This is a genomic window from Porphyromonas crevioricanis (assembly GCF_900476255.1).
Taxonomy (GTDB): Bacteria; Bacteroidota; Bacteroidia; order Bacteroidales; family Porphyromonadaceae; genus Porphyromonas; species Porphyromonas crevioricanis.
Window position 1 is genome coordinate 396,390 of the sequence record NZ_LS483447.1, and the last position, 20,620, is coordinate 417,009.

Genomic DNA, 20,620 nt, shown 5'->3' on the forward strand with positions numbered 1-20,620 from the left:
CAATCTCCTTCGAGGCCTCTCTCAGCCCCTCCAGCTCGGAGCAACGACTCCGAAAGACGAAAAAATCTCCGCGAAAACTGCAGATTTTCTTACTTCTTAGCAGCAGCTCCCGGCTTAGGACGCTTAGCCCCATACTTCGATCTGCGCTGCGTACGGCCGTTCACACCTGCGGTATCCAAAGTCCCGCGAACAATGTGATAACGCACACCTGGCAAGTCTTTTACACGACCTCCACGCACCAACACAATGCTGTGCTCTTGCAAGTTGTGACCTTCGCCCGGGATGTAGACGTTTACTTCTTTGCCGTTTGTCAGGCGCACACGAGCCACCTTGCGCATAGCCGAATTTGGCTTCTTCGGGGTAGTTGTGTACACACGCACACACACACCTCGACGCTGTGGGCAGGCTTCGAGCGCAGGGCTCTTACCTTTCTCTTCGAAAGTAGTACGGCCTTTTCTAACCAACTGTTGAATTGTAGGCATTTCTTACTTTACTCCTATTTAACTATCAATACTAATTCCCAATTCTATACTAGACAGCACACACCAGCACCGACCGATGCACAAAAACGCATACTATCGGCTGGCAAAGGTAGTGATATTTCACAAACGAACAAATACCCCCACCCAAAGGACTCCCCGATTGAGGTGTATCCACACGGATACTCACAAGCGGAAAATCTATGTAACCGAAAATAGAATAGAGACTCTTAATCCTTCATCTGCGACCTCGCTGATGCTTGGCAGCTGCCATTTTGGCCAACTTGGCTCCCTTCCCTCCGGACATCTGCCGCATTACCTTGCGCATTTGATCGAATTGGGTAATTAGCCTATTCACCTCCTGTATGGAAGTACCACTGCCTTCTGCCAAACGTTTCCGCCTGCGTCCATCCAACAAAGAAGGATGCTTTCGCTCTTCCGGAGTCATAGAATAGATAATAGCCTCTACACCCTTGAAAGCATCGTCACTGATATCAATGTCTTTGATAAGCTTGCCCACCCCCGGAATCATACTCACAAGATCCTTGAGGTTACCCATCTTTTTGATCTGGTGAATCTGAGCCAGAAAATCATTAAAATCGAACTGGTTCTTCGCGATTTTAGCTTCCAGCTTACGAGCCTCTTCTTCGTCATACTGCTGTTGAGCTCTCTCTACCAAAGAGACAATGTCTCCCATGCCCAATATGCGGTCTGCCATACGATCAGGATGGAAGACATCCAGTGCATCCATCTTCTCTCCTGTTCCGACAAACTTGATTGGTTTGTCGACGACTCTACGAATAGACAAGGCAGCACCACCCCGAGTATCCCCATCGAGTTTCGTTAAGACAACTCCATCAAAATCCAACCTCTCATTGAACTCACGAGCTGTATTTACGGCGTCCTGACCTGTCATCGAATCGACAACAAAGAGCGTCTCGGAGGGATTGACCGCTTTCTTGATTGCTTCAATCTCCTGCATCATCTCCTCGTCGATGGCCAAACGACCCGCTGTGTCTATAATCACAACATCACAGCCCAACTTCTCAGCCTCAACAACTGAGTCTCGAGCTATTGTTATGGGGTCTTTGCTATCAGGGCGACTAAAAACAGGCACAGACAGCTGCTCGCCAAGAATATGAAGCTGCTCAATAGCAGCCGGACGATAGACGTCACAAGCAACTAAAAGAGGAGAGCGTCCCTGCTTATGTTTAAGCATAGAAGCCAACTTGCCGGAGAAAGTTGTCTTACCAGAGCCTTGCAAACCCGACATCAACACGATAGCAGGTTTCCCTTCGAGCTTAAACTCCGCAGCTGTACCCCCCATGAGCACAGCCAACTCATCACGCACGATCTTGACCATCAACTCATTAGGACGAACAGATGTAAGGACATTCTGACCAATGGCCTTTTCTTTTATCTCATCTGTAAGCTTCTTGGCTACATTATAATTGACGTCTGCATCGAGCAAAGCTCGGCGTACGTCTTTGAGCGTCTCGGCCACGTTAAGCTCTGTAATCTGCCCTTGACCCTTAAGGATCTTGAATGACCGCTCCAACCTTTCGCTTAGATTCTCAAACATAGGAATGTATACTGGTTAGATTTTATTTTTCTACAACAGGGTCTAAAAAGACCTAACTCTTCGGATATCTCTCACTTACTGCGGAAGTTTATTTCCCGGCATAGGGAAAACCACAGAAGCCTCAAAGTCGTTGGCTTCTTCCAGAGACATCCAGGCATAAGCCATGATAATTACAATATCACCCGGCTGTACCAAGCGAGCAGCTGCTCCATTGAGACAGACCACGCCACTCCTCCGAGGACCAGCAATCACATAAGTTTCCAGCCTGGCCCCATTGTTATTATTTACTATCTGCACTTTCTCCCCCGGCAGAATGCGGGCCGCATCCATCAGGTCCTGATCTATGGTAATACTTCCCACATAAGAAAGATTAGCCTCGGTAACTACAGCCCTGTGAATTTTTGACTTAAGAACTTCTACATACATATGCATCCGCATAGATTAAAATCCGCGCAAAGGTAAGCATTTGTCCATAAAGGGTTCCGAGCCAGCTCAAAAAGGAAAGACAAAGAGCCTCAGAGGAGAACGAACTCTCCTCCGAGGCTCTTGACTGGGAGCCAAGGGAAAACCCTATTATGCGACTTTATTCAGCATCTTTGAAGTCAAGCAGTTCCACTGTAAAAACAAGTGTACTGAAAGGCTCTATGAGATAAACACTTCTTGAGCCATAAGCCAGCTCTTGAGGAATTACGCATTCCACTTTTTGACCCTTCTTCATCAGCTTGAGCATCTCTGTCCAGCCTGGAATTACCTGACCCAAGCCAAATTCCGCTCCATCTTCATTCTTGTCAAATTCCTTACCATCTATGGTTGTTCCCACATACTTCACCTTAACAACCTGACCATCCTTCGGCATGGCATCGCCAGTACCTTCAGCAATCACACGGTAGATCAATCCTGAATTGGTTTTCTTGCAATCAGAATGCTCTTTGCAGTATTTGGCGATAAATTCTTTCCCAGCATCGATATTCTTGCCATACTGCGCACGCAGCTCACGCTCTTGCTTCTTCTCCTCATTGGCACGAATATAAGAGAGAGCATCCTCTGGAGTCATCAACACGTTAGTAGAATCGGAAAAGAGTGCAGCACGAAATGATGCCAAGAATTTCGCATAATCAATTGTATCATTCTTTATAGACATACGCCTCTGCACACCAGTGATGGCTCCCACCAAATAAGAAAAACGAGTTGTGTCGTTCAGCCCCTCTTCGTAGCCTTTGAAAAAGGCCATAGAGTCAATTGGACGCTTCTGCTGTGCAGAGATCTTAAGATTCTGCATCCATTGAGATCCATCAAATACACCCCAGGCCATAGACAAACTATCTTCGGCAGTCTTGGGTGCCTCTGGAGTAACTGTACGATTACAAGCCACACCGATAAACATCAAACCGGCTGCAGCCGCAACAAATACTTTTTTCATAATCTTTTTATCAGTTGATTTCATACTATTTACTTATCATTCTCTCTCGGAGTAAGAGCAACCTAATATCAAAATCTGAAGAGGAACAAAAAGTTTACTCTTTAACTCAACATTCAGTCTTTGTCTGCCGATACTTCCACTAAGCCTTTTGGCTCCACATACGGTTTCACTTCCAACAACTCTACTTCAAATACGAGGGTGGAATAAGGCTTAATCATACCTCCGGCACCTCTGCTACCATAACCCAACTCTTGAGGAATCACGAGCTCGTACTTAGCTCCCGGACTCATCAGGCAAAGCCCCTCGGTCCAACCCGGGATCACTTGAAGCAGGGCAAAAGTAGCAGGCTCTCCTCTCGAAATAGAACTATCGAACTCTTTGCCATCGATTGTCTTGCCCACATAGTGCACAACAACAGTATCCTGAACTGTCGGTCTTTGTCCATTCCCTTCAAAAATAACCTTATACGCCAATCCACTGGCTGTTGTTTTCACACCTTCCTGCATCTTGTATTCAGACATAAAGGCCTCATTCTCTGCCTTATGAGCCTTCTCCTCTACTTCCTGCATACGACGAAAGTAGTCCGACACCAATGTCTTGGATTGTTCTTGAGAAATCAGAACATCACTACCCTCAAAAGCCTGTTGAAAAGATTTCATCACCAGAGCAAAATCGAGAGAATCTCCAGGGAATTCCTCAAGATTGCGTCTAAAGCCCTCTCCATTCAAAGCCCCTATCGCATAAGCCACAGAGTCGATCTGCGTCTTCAAGACTATTGCATCTTTCTTTTTCTTCTTGGGATTGGCAGCAGAAGCCACCATACAGACTGCACTCACACAAAGAGAACAAGCCAATAGGAAACAAATTCGCTTCATATAAATCCTTATTTATCAGTCAATAATTATTTTCTACATAAAATTAGCTCAAACAATTGCTTGCAGCTCAATATCAAAAATCAAAGTTGAGTTGGGACCAATGGAGGATCCTGCTCCACGCTCGCCATACGCCAATTCACTTGGGATAGTGACACGCCAGGTAGAGCCAACAGGCATCAACTGCAAGACTTCAGTCCAACCTGAAATAACCCCCTTGAGGGGGAATTCGGCTGGCTCTCCTCTTTGCTTAGAGCTGTCAAAAACCTCTCCATTGATTAGCGTACCATGATAGTGGCAACGCACAGTATCTTCGAGCTTCGGTTTGGGACCATCCCCTTTGACCAGAATTTCATATTGCAGACCTGTCTCAGTTGTAGTCACACCTCGTTTCATTCCATTAATTTTAAGAAACTCTTTTCCGGCCTCTTTATTCTGATCTTTTACTCTCTCCTGCAAAGCAGCAAAAAAACTATTCAGGACCTGTTGTGCTTCTTCATAAGTGATTGCAGTCTGTTTTCCGTGCATCACATCATTCATAGCACGTACAAATTCGTCCATATCGACTGTCTCTATACCGGTAGCTCTAAAGTTATTGGCAATGCTCAGACCGAGCGCATAACTAATCTTGTCCATTCTTACTTCTATTACAAATGCATGAATACTCATCAGGTCCTGTCTCCGAGACTTCGGGGGAAGACTGTTTTTTTATTCTCTCCCGACTCAGGTCCGAAACAAGACTCCCAATCGAGGCAAAAGTAGCGAATATTTAATTGAGGGAGGATAAACCAACGAAAACCTCTCAACATGCATGAGAATACGCAGGCCTATTTTTCGCAACCCCTACAAGAGGAGTCGGCCTGCCAAAGCTCACCCACTCCCTACTATTCATGTTTCTTATGATCTTTTGCCTCACTCGCAGTCAAATCTCATGCTCTATCTTGTAAGCATTACGATCGGCAGCCTGTCTACTGATAAGCTCTCCTATAAAACCAGCTAAGAAAAGTTGAGAACCTATGATCATTGCAGTGAGAGAAATGAAAAAATAGGGTCTATCGGTTACTAAGGGAGCAGTGGTTCCTTGTATGATAGCGACAAATTTGATAATCAACACAATCAACAAGGCAATAAAGCCGAGCAAGAAGACCAGAGATCCGAGAAAACCAAAAAAGTGCATTGGCTTCTTACCAAAAGAAGAAGTAAACCAAAGCGTGATCAGATCCAAATACCCATTAAAAAAACGATTGATACCAAACTTAGAACTACCATACTTGCGAGCCTGATGCTGTACCACTTTCTCTCCAATGCGTGTGTATCCGGCCTCCTTGGCCAAATAGGGGATGTATCGGTGCATATCGTTGTAGACCTCGATAGACTTTATCACATTGTTTCTATATGCTTTAAGGCCACAATTGAAGTCATGCAGATTATGTATTCCGGAAATACGCCTGGCTGAGGCATTGAAAAGCTTTGAAGGAAGATTCTTACTAAACTTCGGGTCATAGCGTTTTTTCTTCCAACCACTCACCAAATCGTATCCCTCCTCCGTAATCATGCGATACAAGCCGGGGATTTCCTCTGGACTATCCTGCAAGTCGGCATCCATAGTTATTACGACCTCTCCCTCAGCCCGAGCAAAACCACAATGCAAGCCGGGACTCTTACCATAATTGCGCCGAAATCGGATTGCTCGTACAGCCGGATTGAGTTGGCTCAGTTGCTCAATCACTTGCCAGGAATTATCCTTACTTCCATCATCGACAAATATGATCTCATAGCTCAAGTGATTGCTTTCCATCACTCGACGAATCCAGCTCTCCAGTTCCGGAAGAGATTCGGCCTCATTATACAGAGGAATAACTACTGATACATCTAGCATAGCCATTTAACACTTCTTGTCCACATACACAAAACAAGGAGAAATCAGTTGCGTCTGAGTATGGCAGCAACGGGCAGAGAGAGAAGGATCCCCCAAATACAGTTACTCCAAATATCATTGATCACCCGTTTGATCGGAGAGGTAGAAGTTAGGTTTCTCTGCATTTCCTCCCACACAGAAGAGTCCATCATTGGCCGTAGAACCTCCTCCATTTGCTCCATAAACAAGGGTAAATGTTGTGGCAATATACTGTGGTAGAAATAATAGTGAGGTATCGAAACCAATATGGCAGCAAAAAAGTATAACAAAACCCCGAAACGCCAGCCTTGGCCAAAACTGAAAGCTCTCTCTGGCAAACTATTGCGATATCGCCGAGTCAGATAGTAGGCAACTACGGGGTCCAAAGATGTAAGAGGCAAATAGAGCAGACCCAACAGGGGTGACCTGAAAGCACTCATAAAGAAGACATACTTAATCACCCAAAAAGCTCCAAAAATAAGGCCATAGGTCGCGGCTGCTCCATAGAGACTGGAAGTTCTTTGCATCGAATTGTGTACAGATTGATCTGAGTGCAAAGGTAACATCTTGACTGAGACATTACAATGAAACTGTTGCACGGGACTCCTTCCTCCCCTGAAACATATCCTTTCTCCCAAGAAGAAGGGGGTGCCACAAATCTCTATTTTGTGGCACCCCCCTTTCCCTTTCTATTCTCTACTGGGATGCAGATAATCCCCTTTGCCTATACGTGTATTATCTATGGTGAGAATAACGACGGTCTCCACCATCCTTCTCTCCTCCACGGTCGGGACGATCAGTACGAGCCGGACGCTCCCGTCTCTGTGGCTCCACATAGCCTTCTGGCTTAGGTATCAAAGCTTTGCGAGAGAGCTTGAACTTACCTGTCTTGGCATCTATGTCAAGCAGTTTAATATCCAACTCATCCCCTTCTTTCAACTCGGTCTCCTCTATTGTCTGGAAACGCTTCCAATCAATTTCGGAAATATGCAGCAAGCCTTCTTTGCCGGGGAGAAACTCGACGAAACATCCATAAGACATCACGGAAGTTACCTTGGCATGATAGGTTTCTCCCACCTCCGGCATTACCACGATAGAGCGGACCATAGCCAAAGCAGCCTCCAAAGATTCCTTATTATTGCTACTGATCTCAACTACTCCTTCTCCATTTAGCTCTTCGATATTCACAGAAGCTCCGCTCTTCTCCTGAATACCCTGAATAATCTTTCCACCCGGGCCAATAACAGCACCGATAAATTCCTTGGCGATGTGGAGAACCTCGATACGAGGAGCATGGGGCTTCAGATCTTCACGAACAGCAGGCATAGCTTCTGTAATCTTACCCAGGATATGCATACGTCCAGCCTTGGCTTGTGCCAAAGCATTCTCCAAGATTTCATAGCTGAGCCCATCTACCTTGATGTCCATCTGGGTAGCCGTGATACCATCTTTTGTACCGGTCACCTTGAAGTCCATATCTCCCAAATGGTCTTCATCTCCGAGAATATCGGACAGGATAGCATAATTCTGTCCCTTATTTTCAGAGATCAAACCCATGGCAATACCAGACACAGGTTTTTTGATCTTTACACCAGCATCCATAAGAGCCAAAGTTCCAGCACAAACAGTAGCCATGGAGCTTGAGCCATTAGACTCCAATATATCACTCATAACTCTCACCACATAGGGATAATCAGCCGGAATCATTCGCTTGAGAGCCCGGTGAGCCAAATTACCATGACCTATCTCGCGACGCCCCACACCACGCTGAGGACGGGCCTCTCCTGTGGAGAAAGGAGGGAAGTTGTAGTGCAGCAAAAATCTTTCATAGGAGCGATTAAGGACGTCATCCACAAGTTTTTCGTCACTTTTGGTTCCCAATGTAACAGTGGTAAGAGATTGGGTTTCACCTCGGGTGAAAATAGCTGATCCGTGAGGGCCAGGTAAACATGCCGTTTCTATCCAGATAGGCCGTATCTCAGTTGTCTTTCGGCCATCGAGACGCTTACCTTCGTCCAAGATAGCGCGACGCATCGCTTCCTTTTCTACATCATGGTAATAGCGGTTGATCATCTCTTCTTTTTCCGCCAGCTCTTCCTCTGTATAGCGAGACTTGAATGTTGTCACAATCTCCTCGAATGCCTCGGAACGACTAAACTTGTCAGTTCCGGATGTAGCAATTGCATAAGCCTTGCTGTAACACTCATCGTGCACGAGTTTGCGCAAGTCTTCATCATTTACCTCATGACAGTAAACACGTTTTTCAACTTTTCCGACAGCGGCTTCAAGTTCCTTTTGAACTCGACACTGCTGCTTGATGGCCTCATGTGCGAACTTGATTGCCTCGAGCATTTCACTCTCCTGCACTTCTTCCATTTCGCCCTCCACCATCATGATATTCTCCTCCGTAGCCCCGATCATCATATCGATATCGGCATTCTCAAGCTGCTCAAATGTAGGGTTGATAATCAACTGCCCATTAACACGAGCTACACGCACCTCCGAAATAGGGCCTTCGAATGGGATATCGCTGACAGCCAGGGCTGCCGAAGCAGCCAAACCAGCCAATGCATCAGGCATATCTATACCATCGGAAGAAAACAGAATCACATTGACAAACACTTCTGCGTGATAATCGCTCGGGAAAAGAGGACGCAAAGCCCGGTCCACCAAGCGACAAGTCAAAATCTCATTGTCCGATGCCTTACCCTCTCTTTTGGTAAAGCCTCCAGGAAAGCGGCCAAATGCCGAATATTTCTCTTTGTATTCTACTTGCAAAGGCATAAAGTCGCAGCCAGGATTTGCATCTTTGGCTGCACAAACAGTAGCCAAGAGTACCGTATTACCCATGGTTACTGTCACGGCACCATCAGCCTGTTTAGCCAACTTGCCGGTTTCAATAGTAATAGCACGCCCATCCGGCAACACTATCGTCTTACTGATTACATTCATGAATTTTGTAATGCTTTATTTTTTCACACTCTAAGTTTCGATTGCAAAGGTACACAAATAAACGGCGCTATCATTTTTGATGAGCCTAAAAATCAATGTACTACGGAAGAATATCCCCCCAATCACTCTATTCTTGATTGGCACAGACAGAGAGTTATTGAGATAAAAAAAGAGGAATTGGCGATTGAGCTTTAGCTGTACGAACAAAAATACCAACAAAAAGCCATTTTTTATCCATTCGGATATTTATTCGCCCCAGAGCGAATCTTTTTTGTTTGATATATGAAAAACATACATACATTTGCCATAGAGAAAGAAAAAGAGATCGGAATAAGAGAATCTAGATAGGGTCGGGGTATACAAATCCGATCAACTTGGAGCAGAATACAAAAAGCTTCTCCTCAAGAGAGAACAAGGAGGAGCACATAACGACATAATAAGAGAAAATATGGAAAAGAAGAAAACGTATCTAGTCACCTACACCAGTGGGAACGTGAGCAAGGAAGATGCGATGAGTGTTTTGGGAATCCCCAAGACGAAGTGTAAAGACGGCATCGAAATCTTGAGTCAGGAAAAGGCTCCGGGAGGATCGGATGTCCTGCACTTCGAGAAGATGGGTGTTTCTATGCTGGATTTGTCAGAGACTGAAGTCGCTGAATTGCAACGCAAGGAAGAGGTATTAGCTGTGGAAGAAGATAGAGAAGTCTTCGTATCCTACCTCAGCGAAGAAGAACAAGACCTATTGGAAAGTCTGTTAGAAAGGGCCTACGACGAATCAGACTACAGTTTAGAAGGGAGGTATGCCGATGAAGGATATGAAGATGCAGGGGAGGAGATATCAGCTAGGCGGAACAGAATCCCAGACGGTATCTTGAGGCCTAATATACCAATCCGCCCCCCTCATAAAATACCTCGTCCAGGACCTATCCCAGGACCCATCCCGGGAGATCCCTGTCCGACACCTCCATGGTGGTTCAGGCCTTTGCCCAAGCCTTGGCCTCCTATGAAACCCGAGCGACCTGTAAGACCCGTGCCACCTTTCCCCCCCCTCATCAGTCCATGGAAAAGGGAGATCATGCGCAAAATAATGAATGACGTGTATCAATCCCTATTGAGGAACATCCCCAACAGAGGGTATGAACCTTACACTCCACCTGAGTATCAGGACACTCCTTGGAACATCTCCTTGGTACAAGCTCCTTCCGCATGGAATAGAAAAATCACCGGCAAGGGCGTGAATGTAGCAATCCTGGATACAGGCATTGCCTCTCACGTAGACCTTTCGATATCCGGAGGTGTTTCTTTTGTTCCAGGAGTGAGCAGTTACAGTGATGATCATAGCCACGGAACCCACTGTGCCGGTATTGTTGCAGCAAAAAACAATTCATCCGGAGTGGTGGGTGTAGCACCAGGGGCTAATCTCTATGCAGTAAAAGTGTTGAATAAAAATGGAGCAGGTAGGGATAGCCACATAATAGCGGGATTGGAATGGTGTCTCAAGAACAACATCCATGTAGCCAGCTTGAGCTTAGGATCGTTAAATGGTCCCTCAGTGGCCTACGCATCGACGATAGAGAGATGCCAAAATCAGGGTATAACAGTTGTTGTAGCTGCAGGGAATGATTTTGATAATCCGGAATTCCCTTGGGTAAACTGCCCTGCCAATTCCTTTATAAAGGGTCGCCCCAATGCTAGCCCAATTGCTGTGGGAGCAGTGGATAAGAGAGGTACCATCGCATATTTCTCTTCCAGAGGAACGAGACATTCCGACTGGAACCCTGTCACTTGCGTGGCTCCCGGGTATAGAGTTAACTCTACGATACTCGGCAACTCTTATGGCCTGAAATCAGGGACCAGTATGGCTTGTCCGCACGTTGCTGGTCTGGCTGCATTGCTGACACAACATTTCGAAAAAGTTCCGGCCTCGGAAAGAGTCGCCAAAATCAAACGAGCAATAGCTGCAACATCCATTGACCTTGGAAGCAGTGGATTCGACACCGCTCATGGAGCAGGGCTCATCAATTGCGATGAGGCAACGAAATAAAACCTTTTAGCAGCTTGAGACTGTTTTGGGATTGACTCTCTAAGTCAGTGAACGAAACAGTCTCAAGTTTTTTTGATCAAATACAATACAACCATGGCTAAAATACATCCGCAGTTGGAGCAACTCCTCCAAACAAATGAAGCAAAACCGATGAGTGTACTGCTCGTTATGAAAGAGGATAGCGAAGTAAGCTCTCTTGGGTTGCAGTCCTATAAAACTCTAACCCCTAATGTTATCTCAGCCATTCTAAGCCCCCAAGAGATACGAGAGTTGAGCAAAAAGCCTGAAATCCTCGCAATAGAAGAAGATTCCGAGGTAGAGATTCTCTAAACTCAGGCTTTTGCAAGCCCCGACTGGGAGAAGCCGGTAAGCATAAAGAAAAAAGGTATCAGAATGGTTATTCTGATACCTTTTTCTTTTCTATCGATAAGCAGAACCTTCATCCTATTCTCTTTAATTTGGCAAAGCGAAGCAAAAGCAACTTTTGCCCAACAGTATCGAACAAAACCGTAGCTCTTGCATCGCTCCCCAATCCATCCAAAGATGTGACCACACCGGCTCCAAAACGACTGTGAAGGACTCTGTCTCCGACAGCAAAATCCTCTGTCTCTCCCTCTTGGGTTTCCCCGAAAGATTTTGCCAGAAGATTTCCTCCAGAGGAAATTCTCCTGAGCTTACGACCGGATGTTTTAGGTTGATGCTCGGGCGCATGCTCCATGTCAGTGGCCGGACGCAACATCCATTCCGGACGCTCCTGTCCATTCCCATACTGATCTTTCAAACCAGAGAAAACACCAAGGTTCGACAATTTGCCAGCAGTCCTACAACCTTCTCCCTGCAATTCTTTGATAAAACGGCTTGGTGCACGCATCTCGGAACGACCGGACTGGTAACGGTTATGCGCAAACGTAAGTACACATTTCTCTTTCGCTCGTGTAATGGCGACATAGAGCAACCTTCGCTCCTCCTCCATTTCTCCGGGAGTATTGCACAAAGAACTGGGAAAAAGATTCTCCTCCAAACCAACAACAAAGACATAGGGGAACTCCAGACCTTTGGCTGCGTGAATGGTCATCAAAGTAACCTGATCTTCCTCCTCGTCAGAACGATCCTGATCAGTAAGCAGAGCCATATCATTGAGGAATGAAGAGAGAGAAGGTACACGGCCATCCTCATTTTCTGCTTCTTGATACTGTGCAATGCCACTGAGCAACTCTCGGATATTCTCCTGACGCGAAATACCTTCCACACTCTTGTCTCCGAAATAGAAATCTGCAATACCAGTGTCGGACATCACTTCCCGAACCAATGCTGTCAAATCATCCTGTGCCATCTGCCGCAACCTATCGAGCAATTCGACATAGCCGGAGATCTTGACTATTGCAGATCGCTGAATATTCGCCTCACTCATCCGTGCAGGAGAAGCTATCAATTCCGAGAGAGAGAGCCCCTTCTCTCGGGAAAGTACTCTCAACTTGGCAATCGTTGTATCGCCTATCCCTCGACGTGGAAAATTTATTGTGCGATAGATAGCCTCCTCATCATCAGGATTGACAATGAGTTTCAAATATGCCATAATATCTTTTATCTCTTTGTAGGAGAAAAAAGACATCCCTCCATGTATATGAAAAGGAATAGATTTCTTCCTCAACTCTTGCTCCAAGAGACGAGACTGGGCATTGGTGCGGTAAAGAACTGCCATCTGGGCAAATGGGATGTGCTCACTTTGATGCAATTCACTCAGTTGTTCCGAGATATACACAGCTTCGGTAATATCCGTATAACAAGAATGTACCTCTACCTCATCCCCTTCTGGCCTGGATGAATAAATTTCTTTGGGAATCTGTCGTGTATTGCGAGCGATCAAACGATTGGCCGTGCGCACGATATTTTGTGTACTGCGATAATTCTCCTCCAACTTAAAGAGCCTTGCTGTGGGAAAAGCCTGCTGGAACTTCAAGATATTGTCCAAATTAGCCCCACGAAAAGAATAGATCGATTGGGCATCGTCTCCTACGGCAAAGACCTTGCCATTCTCGCCCATCAGACGATAAGCAATTTCGTATTGCGCCAAATTGGTATCCTGATACTCATCGATAAGCAGATACTTGGTCTGTGCTCTCATCTCATCCCTCAAATCGGGAAAATCTCTCAAAAGGACATTAGTATAAACCAATATATCATCGAAATCAACAGCATTAGAAGCTCTCAATCGAGACTGATAGAGGGAATAGACATCTGCAAATCGACCAACTCTATTCTTTGCATCATAAGCAACAAACTCCCTGTTCTCTGCATACTCGCGAGCATCTATCAAGCGATTCTTGGCATTGGATATTCGTGACAAACAGAATTTGGGTGTATAGACCTTATCATCCAACAGCAAATCCTTGACAACAAGTTTGACAAGCGACTTCTGATCCACAGTATCATAAACGGTAAGATCCGACTTCAGTCCAAGCCTTTCGGCATGATTCCTGATCTCTCTCAAAAAAATGGAATGGAAAGTACCAACTCTGAAATTCCAAGGCAGTCGCATATTCAATTCCCTGGAAATTCGCTCTTTCATCTCTTTGGCAGCCTTGTTGGTGAAAGTGAGAGCCATGATGTCCTGGGGTAACAGCCCCCGTTGCAGCAAGTGGATCACCTTAGCCACCAACACACGCGTCTTGCCGGAGCCAGCTCCGGCAATAACCAGAGCCGGCCCGGAGATATACTCCACAGCTTCTCGCTGCGCCGGACTCAAATGGTCGAGATAGGTCTCTTGTCCCTCTGTCACCTGTCTATATGCACCTTTTGAGTAGCTCCAATAATTTCTCTCTGGCAGTCTGATCTTCCAATACCTGACCCAAGGCTGCGATAAAATCACTCACCTTTTTGTTGTTGGTCTCAATACCGGGAGTCAGGACATTCGGCACCATTCGCATCAGATCCTTGGTTGTCCTTGTGATATCCTCCTTGTCGTGGAAAAAAACAAAAGGAGCTAAGAGGTCGGGCAAATTGGATCCGTCATTATGCAGAGGGAAAATGGGTCTATACTGGTGAATGAACTTGTAGAACGGCCCTAACACATATGGATTGATATGCTGCAAAATAGAAGACAGCTGCACGGGCGTAAGGGCTGAGATATTAGAGATACGCATGTACAAATGTTCGGTCTTGAATCTCTTCAGAGCCGAAGAAACCGGATTGCGCCACTCTTTCAGATTATCGGCCTTATCCACATACACGAAAGAGCTGGTAGGGCTTGTTGTATATACCTGCTTGGCAAACTGTTGGTCTATGACCACCTGTATAGGCAGGTCATCCAAACCGGACTGATCGAGCAAAGCTCTCCAGTAATTCAGGCGAATCACATCCTCCACAAGGATTATACCCAAAGGCTCATGATCAGTCTCAATTGTACATATAGCCTCTGCCAAAGCCAGTATTTCATGTGCAACGACAGTATCTGTGATATTGACTATCAAACCATATCCCTGGTGACAATAATCATAAACCTTAGCTCTCAAAGACTCGGGCAGCTGCATGGCATAGGGGGTATCCACCTTATGTGTCGGGAAAAGCTGCTCTACATTTTTCTCCCAGACAATTTGGTCGTTTATCTGCCGTGCAAACTCAAACACGTCTTCGTAACAACGAAAAGAACTGTCAATGGCAATCGCCCGTTCGCAAATCTCATCCAAGTCTTTATACCTCTCAACGGGCAACGTATCATCCTCGGAGAAATATTCCCTCTTGAGAGCATTAAATTCCCGACTAAAATTATCTCCAACTCGGAATTTGATAGACCGACCTCCCTTATAACTCACATAAATAGAGGAATAGGGAGCCGAATAGGTAATATTGGCCCATGGGTATCCGGGGACCTCTTGAGCCAAATGCATTGTTACCGATTCTATATGCTTGCAAGTACCCAAACCGTTGGTGCGAAAATCCAGACAAGAGCAGTAATTTTTGTCCGATCTCACCCCACGAAATGCGACCTTGTACTTGCCTGTACCGCTGTACACCAGATAGTCGCCCCAGATACGGTTGTCATCCAGGTGCTCTATCTGAAAATTCGCCTCGGCAGCGCTTTCTCTTCTAAGCTGAGCCTGCCATTCCTCCACACTCATCCCTTCCGGACAAATCTTATTCGAAAGTCTCGATTCATTCATTTTCAAGTCCATAAACTACCAATACATTATTAGGTTCAGGTTAACGCAACTGCTTTCTCATCAGTGCTACGCTCCAACTCTTCTTTCAGATAAATGGCAGTACTGCCTCTTCCACAAGTGATCAAATTCTCTGGCGTTCCTTCGAAGACGAGCTGCCCTCCTTGCGCTCCCCCTTCGGGACCTATATCCACAATATAGTCTGCACACTTGATCACATCCATGTTATGCTCAATCACAATCACCGTATTGCCGCGGTGAACCAATCTATTCAAAATATCCAGCAACACTCTGATATCTTCAAAATGCAGGCCGGTGGTCGGCTCATCGAGGATATACACGGTGCGTCCGGTGTCTTTTTTCATCAATTCCGTGGCAAGCTTCACTCTCTGGCTCTCTCCTCCCGAGAGCGTTGCTGATGGCTGACCCAACTTGATGTAGCCAAGCCCTACGCTTTTCAACACATCCAACTTGCGTCTTATCTGTGGAACCTGGTCAAAAAACTCTATGGCCACATTGATGGTCATATCCAACACATCCGCTATAGACTTCCCCTTGTAGCGCACCTCAAGGGTTTCTCTACTGTATCGCTTACCACCGCAATCTTCACAAGGCACCAATACATCGGGCAGGAAATTCATAGCAATGCTTTTGAAGCCATTGCCACTACAGGTTTCGCATCTTCCACCAGCCACGTTGAAAGAAAACCGACCCGGTTTGTAGCCACGAGCCTTACCCTCCGGCAAAGCTACAAATAAGGCTCGAATATCGGTAAACAGCCCTGTGTAAGTAGCTGGATTGCTGCGAGGAGTCTTCCCAATAGGAGACTGATCTACTGCTATCACCTTATCTACATGCTCCACTCCTTGCAGTTCCTTGTAAGGCAAAGGTTTTTCGAGAGATCGATAAAGATGCTGGCTCAGGATAGGATAGAGCGTTTCGTTGATGAGGGTACTTTTGCCACTACCTGAGACTCCAGTCACACAAATAAGAGTACCAAGAGGGAAATGCACATCCAAACTTTTGAGGTTATTCCCCATAGCACCCTTGAGTACCAGCTCCACTCCTTTTCCCTTTCGTCTCTCGACAGGTACGGAGATTTCTCTCCTCCCTACAAGATAATCGGCTGTAAGTCCGCTTGCCGAAACAATTCCCTGCGGTGCACCGGCATATACGATCTCCCCTCCCTTACGACCGGCCTCTGGTCCCATATCAATCAAGTAGTCGGCATGCAGCATCATATCTCTGTCATGCTCTACGACAATTACGGTATTACCAATATCTCTTAGCTTCTCCAAGGCGTGTATCAATCGAATATTATCTCGCTGATGCAAGCCAATACTGGGTTCATCAAGAATATAAATAACCTCCACCAGTTGCGTTCCAATTTGGGTAGCCAGACGAATACGCTGGCTCTCTCCTCCGGAAAGCGTTGCTGCCGGCCTATCCAAAGAGAGATAGCCCAAACCTACATCCAGAAGAAACTCCAGCCTTCCTCTAATTTCTTTGAGAACCTCTGTGGCAATAGCTCTCTGTCGCCCCTCCAATTTATCTTCCAATGTCTCTACCCATGCATAGAGGGAACGAATATCCATGTGGCTGACCTGCCCGATATTAAGTCCATCAATGCGGTAGTATAAGGCCTCCTTATTGAGTCTGAAGCCACTACATTCGGGGCAGACTTCCGGCCTTAGAAATTCTTCTATATCCCGACGAAACTCCACCGGCATATCAGGATCCATACGAGCATCCAGAAGAAGGCTTTGCAAACCGGCAAAGGAAAAGCCTGAAGAGTTGTTCTCCTCCAACTCATCTGTACCGAAAAACAATTCTTTGACAAATGCTTCCGGCAAGTCCTTTATGGGCACAGAAAGCGACAAACCATGTTTCCGACAAAGGGTCTCCACCGTATCCCAAGTATAGGTGTTTCTGTATTTGCCAAGAGCAGCAATCCCTCCGGCCCGGATACTAAGATTCGGATCCGGGAATATCCGTTCCCGATTCGGCACAGTTACCACTCCCAATCCCTTACAGCAAGGGCAGTAGCCTTGGGCCGAATTGAAAGAAAAGTTGTGTGGAGCAGGATCACGATAGGCGATACCCGTGGAGGGACACATCAGCGAACGACTGTAGTAGCGTTGCTCCGAACTATCTACATCGACTATCATTATCAATCCGTCTCCCTCTCTCAGTGCCAAAGCAATCGAAGAAGCCAAACGCTCCCGATCAGCCTCTCCACGAATATGGATCTTGTCTATCTGCACCTCTATGGAGTGAAGCTTGTAACGATCCAACTTCATTCCCAGATATATCTCCCTAATCTCCCCATCAATACGGACATTGGGATAACCTTTGCGACGAAGTCTCTCGAAAAGCTCCTTGTAATGTCCTTTACGCTCTCTGACCACCGGAGCCAAGACAATAATTCGCTTCCCTACATATCTCTTCATGCAGAGGTCTATGATCTGCTCCTCTGTATGTTTGATCATTTTTTCTCCACTGGCCCAAGAATAAGCAGTACCGGCTCTGGCATACAGCAAGCGAAAGAAATCGTATATATCCGTCACCGTACCTACTGTGGAGCGGGGGTTACGATTGGTCGTTTTCTGCTCAATGGAAACCACCGGTCCCAATCCCCTTATCTCATCCACATCGGGACGCTCCATTCCTCCAGAGAGAAAACCTCGGGCATAGGCCCCAAAGGTCTCTATGTAACGACGTTGCCCCTCGGCATAGAGTGTATCGAAAGCAAGAGAAGACTTACCACTGCCACTCAAACCGGTAATCACGGTGAGTGCATGTCTCGGTATCCGGACGTCTATCTCTTTCAAATTATGTTCTCTGGCTGCGTATACTTCTATATCCATCTTATAAAAACTCCCCACTAATCCTTCCCTTCGATCTTAAATCTCCACCCATGACTATTGCGTGGATTGGGATTCAGCCCCATCATAGCCAATGATATTGATATGCCCTCTTTCGCTGTACTCATGCCCATCGGCTCCTTTGGCCGATATTACATAGAAATATACACCCGGAGATACTAGCCGACCATTGTATTTGCCATCCCATCCTCCGTCCGGATCCTGCCAGCTGTATAGCAGCAGCCCGTTCCGATCATATATTTGGGCTTTGAAAGAAACCAATGAACGGTGTTGTACACGGAAAATATCATTGATACCGGCAGAAGCTCCCGGACTGAAAGCATTCGGCACTTCAAGCATCGACTCTCTGATCTTCACAGCACGACTAAAGCCATGGTCGCTGCAACTATGATCCCTATTGCTAACCTCAAGAGCAATCATATACTCCCCGGCCTGCTCGAATGTGTAATCGAAACTCTTGCCCAAATAGCGAACAACAGCCTCCTCTTTGGTCTTCCCCTGTGGATAAATAAACCATGAATAGAGAGAGGCCGATGGCTCATTGGCAAAAACATCCATCTGCACATGCAAGGGGGCTGAAGCATCAGCCAAGAGCTTGTCAAGATCGGGCTTCTCCTCTTTATCAGGCTGACTGCTACGAATAACATCTATGTATGGATGCAAGTCCAACCGCTTGGTTAGATAATGCTCCGTGTACAAGGGTTGGAGAGTAACACCTAAAGCCGCAGCGAAATTGTCTCCCTCCAAACTGTATGCAGCATCGACGAGAGAAGCCGGCAACTCAGCACGACTGCCCACTGCATCCACGTCATAAACGCTCTGCTTATCGGTATAGCTACGACTCTTCTCCTCCCAAACCCAATCGGGGTAGACAAATCGTAGTTTCCGCTCCAAGCCTTTCTCCATACCAGCAGGAGTATGGTAGCGAATCTGTCGTATATCTCCCTCCCACTCAATAACAACTAGACTGCATGGATCAGGTTGCTCTTGGGCTACCCGAATGGCAGCTGGCAACGGGTAAGAAGAATAATCAACAATCCAGTAGGCTTGCAAATCCCCATTTCCCGATTTCACAAAGTAGCCAGTAGCGTTCTCCGGCTTATCCACCACAAAGACTCCATCCGAAGGAGAAGAAGACAACAACACCGCCGTCTCTGCTGACGAGACATAGCTCCAAAGCTGAGAGCCGGGGGGAGCTGACAGAATAAGCCGAGCATTATCAAGAGAAGCCAAGAGATGTACCTCTACTCGACCAAATTTGTCCTCTACAGCCTTATGAGAACGCACCCCCTCCACCCTCAACTGTGCTTCGAGCGGAAGAGCCACACTCACCCACAGCAAGACCATTGACAGAAAGCCTTGCAGAAATCTTAAACGACCCCTCCAAAAATGGTGCAAAGTATTTGGCATCACGGACAAACGGTACATAGCAACACAAAGGTAATAAGAAAGAGAAAGCACAAGTAGTAGAGAATGACACAAGAAGAAGTCTATCATGCGATAGCTTATCAAGGGCAATTTTTTCCAAGAATTTTCCGGACAACACCTCGTTTAGAAAGATGCATATATGTTTATTTATGCGTCTTCGCCAGAGCCTTTTTTCGGAGCAAAATGAGACTTATGCACCTGAAGTTTCTTCCTCTTTTTGATTCCTATGGGGTCTGTTTTTCTGTGACACCGGAGAAAGCAAAAATTCTCTCAGGAGAGAATTTTTGCTAACACAGGAGAGAATAAAATTTTTCTCCTGTGAAAAATTTGACCCTCTCAGAATACCGATGAACAGGGCTTTTTGAGAGAGAGGATCGGAAGGGGGTAAAAAAGAAAATATGGAGTTGGGTATTCGTGAGCTTTTCCCTCGATTTTCTTGCTCAGAGCCCGGATGAAACTTTACAAATTATATCGAATTGATCTCGTATTTTCCTCCCCTTGGCGAGTTTCTTTTTGATCCCACTATGACTTAGCATTGCGTGGATGAATCTATGGACACCAATGCTGAAATCTCAATCACCCCAAAAGAAGCAATGGATATTGTTGTCACTTTCTGGACGAGTATGGGTACGGCCAACACCAGGGCCACCACATATAGATACAAGTTCCAGTCAGGTGACTTTTATCTCATCGGTGAACAAAGTGACAGTTTTAACCGTATGACCGGGGAGGGAGAAAATGTCAATATCAATTATCTCACCGGACAAAAAAGTATCACAACAGGCAACATGATCGAAAATACTGGTATGAAACTCAAGTGAATTAAAATCAAGAAGGAGCCGTTGCGCCTCTCAGGATCATTCTATAGTGTAACAATGCTACAAATGAGAATAAAATAGCCCTC

General features: G+C 46.1%; 16 protein-coding genes. 3 read left to right on the plus strand and 13 right to left on the minus strand.

Going from position 1 to position 20,620, the window contains the following annotated elements; genetic code table 11:
- Positions 1–89 precede the first annotated feature (89 nt).
- The 9 genes from rpsL to pnp all read right to left on the minus strand — a co-directional run bounded on the left by rpsL (position 90) and on the right by pnp (position 9,202).
- Entirely contained in the window at positions 90–482 is a 393-nt protein-coding gene (gene rpsL, locus DQN70_RS01895; protein ID WP_036888070.1) for a 30S ribosomal protein S12, read from the minus strand.
- Positions 483–717: 235 nt separating this feature from the next.
- Positions 718–2,061 carry a signal recognition particle protein gene (gene ffh, locus DQN70_RS01900; RefSeq protein WP_023936943.1) on the minus strand — a complete coding sequence of 448 codons (1,344 nt, stop codon included), beginning with the start codon at positions 2,059–2,061 and terminating at the stop codon, positions 718–720.
- 75 nt (positions 2,062–2,136) lie between these two features.
- Positions 2,137–2,487: an aspartate 1-decarboxylase gene (gene panD, locus DQN70_RS01905; RefSeq protein ID WP_023941348.1), complete on the minus strand. Its 351-nt coding sequence runs from the start codon at positions 2,485–2,487 to the stop codon at positions 2,137–2,139.
- 157 nt (positions 2,488–2,644) lie between these two features.
- Positions 2,645–3,481 carry an FKBP-type peptidyl-prolyl cis-trans isomerase gene (locus tag DQN70_RS01910; RefSeq protein ID WP_036888272.1) on the minus strand — a complete coding sequence of 279 codons (837 nt, stop codon included), beginning with the start codon at positions 3,479–3,481 and terminating at the stop codon, positions 2,645–2,647.
- 113 nt (positions 3,482–3,594) lie between these two features.
- Positions 3,595–4,356 carry an FKBP-type peptidyl-prolyl cis-trans isomerase gene (locus DQN70_RS09635; RefSeq protein ID WP_023936949.1) on the minus strand — a complete coding sequence of 254 codons (762 nt, stop codon included), beginning with the start codon at positions 4,354–4,356 and terminating at the stop codon, positions 3,595–3,597.
- A gap of 48 nt (positions 4,357–4,404) precedes the next feature.
- On the minus strand, positions 4,405–4,989 hold the full coding sequence (locus DQN70_RS01920) for an FKBP-type peptidyl-prolyl cis-trans isomerase (protein ID WP_023936950.1): 585 nt from the start codon (positions 4,987–4,989) through the stop codon (positions 4,405–4,407).
- A 286-nt stretch (positions 4,990–5,275) separates the two neighbouring features.
- Entirely contained in the window at positions 5,276–6,232 is a 957-nt protein-coding gene (locus tag DQN70_RS01925; protein WP_042226333.1) for a glycosyltransferase family 2 protein, read from the minus strand.
- Between the two features lie 44 nt (positions 6,233–6,276).
- Entirely contained in the window at positions 6,277–6,777 is a 501-nt protein-coding gene (locus DQN70_RS01930; RefSeq protein WP_036888275.1) for a DUF4199 domain-containing protein, read from the minus strand.
- A 208-nt stretch (positions 6,778–6,985) separates the two neighbouring features.
- Complete coding sequence (gene pnp, locus DQN70_RS01935) at positions 6,986–9,202, minus strand: polyribonucleotide nucleotidyltransferase (RefSeq protein ID WP_023935678.1); 2,217 nt, start codon at positions 9,200–9,202, stop codon at positions 6,986–6,988.
- Between the two features lie 448 nt (positions 9,203–9,650).
- On the opposite strand from pnp, the gene DQN70_RS01940 reads away from it, so the two are divergent.
- Together DQN70_RS01940 and DQN70_RS01945 are read left to right on the plus strand one after the other, a co-directional pair.
- Positions 9,651–11,246: a S8 family peptidase gene (locus DQN70_RS01940; RefSeq protein ID WP_023935684.1), complete on the plus strand. Its 1,596-nt coding sequence runs from the start codon at positions 9,651–9,653 to the stop codon at positions 11,244–11,246.
- 93 nt (positions 11,247–11,339) lie between these two features.
- Positions 11,340–11,576 carry a protease inhibitor I9 family protein gene (locus DQN70_RS01945; RefSeq protein ID WP_036888073.1) on the plus strand — a complete coding sequence of 79 codons (237 nt, stop codon included), beginning with the start codon at positions 11,340–11,342 and terminating at the stop codon, positions 11,574–11,576.
- 109 nt (positions 11,577–11,685) lie between these two features.
- Here DQN70_RS01945 and DQN70_RS01950 read toward each other — a convergent pair whose 3' ends face one another.
- Genes DQN70_RS01950 through DQN70_RS01965 form a run of 4 tightly spaced genes read right to left on the minus strand, consistent with a single transcriptional unit; the run spans position 11,686 to position 19,635 of the window.
- Positions 11,686–14,025, minus strand: a complete 2,340-nt coding sequence (locus tag DQN70_RS01950; protein ID WP_023941339.1) for an ATP-dependent helicase — start codon at positions 14,023–14,025, stop codon at positions 11,686–11,688.
- A 4-nt stretch (positions 14,026–14,029) separates the two neighbouring features.
- A complete protein-coding gene (locus DQN70_RS01955; RefSeq protein ID WP_052115592.1) occupies positions 14,030–15,418 on the minus strand; it encodes a hypothetical protein in 1,389 nt (462 codons plus the stop codon).
- A 23-nt stretch (positions 15,419–15,441) separates the two neighbouring features.
- Positions 15,442–18,270 carry an excinuclease ABC subunit UvrA gene (uvrA, locus tag DQN70_RS01960; protein WP_023941337.1) on the minus strand — a complete coding sequence of 943 codons (2,829 nt, stop codon included), beginning with the start codon at positions 18,268–18,270 and terminating at the stop codon, positions 15,442–15,444.
- Positions 18,271–18,324: 54 nt separating this feature from the next.
- Complete coding sequence (locus DQN70_RS01965; RefSeq protein WP_052115593.1) at positions 18,325–19,635, minus strand: T9SS type B sorting domain-containing protein; 1,311 nt, start codon at positions 19,633–19,635, stop codon at positions 18,325–18,327.
- A 632-nt stretch (positions 19,636–20,267) separates the two neighbouring features.
- Between DQN70_RS01965 and DQN70_RS01970 the strand changes: the two genes are divergently transcribed.
- Positions 20,268–20,537, plus strand: coding sequence for a hypothetical protein (locus DQN70_RS01970; protein ID WP_023935701.1), 270 nt, complete (start codon positions 20,268–20,270; stop codon positions 20,535–20,537).
- Positions 20,538–20,620: the final 83 nt, after the last annotated feature.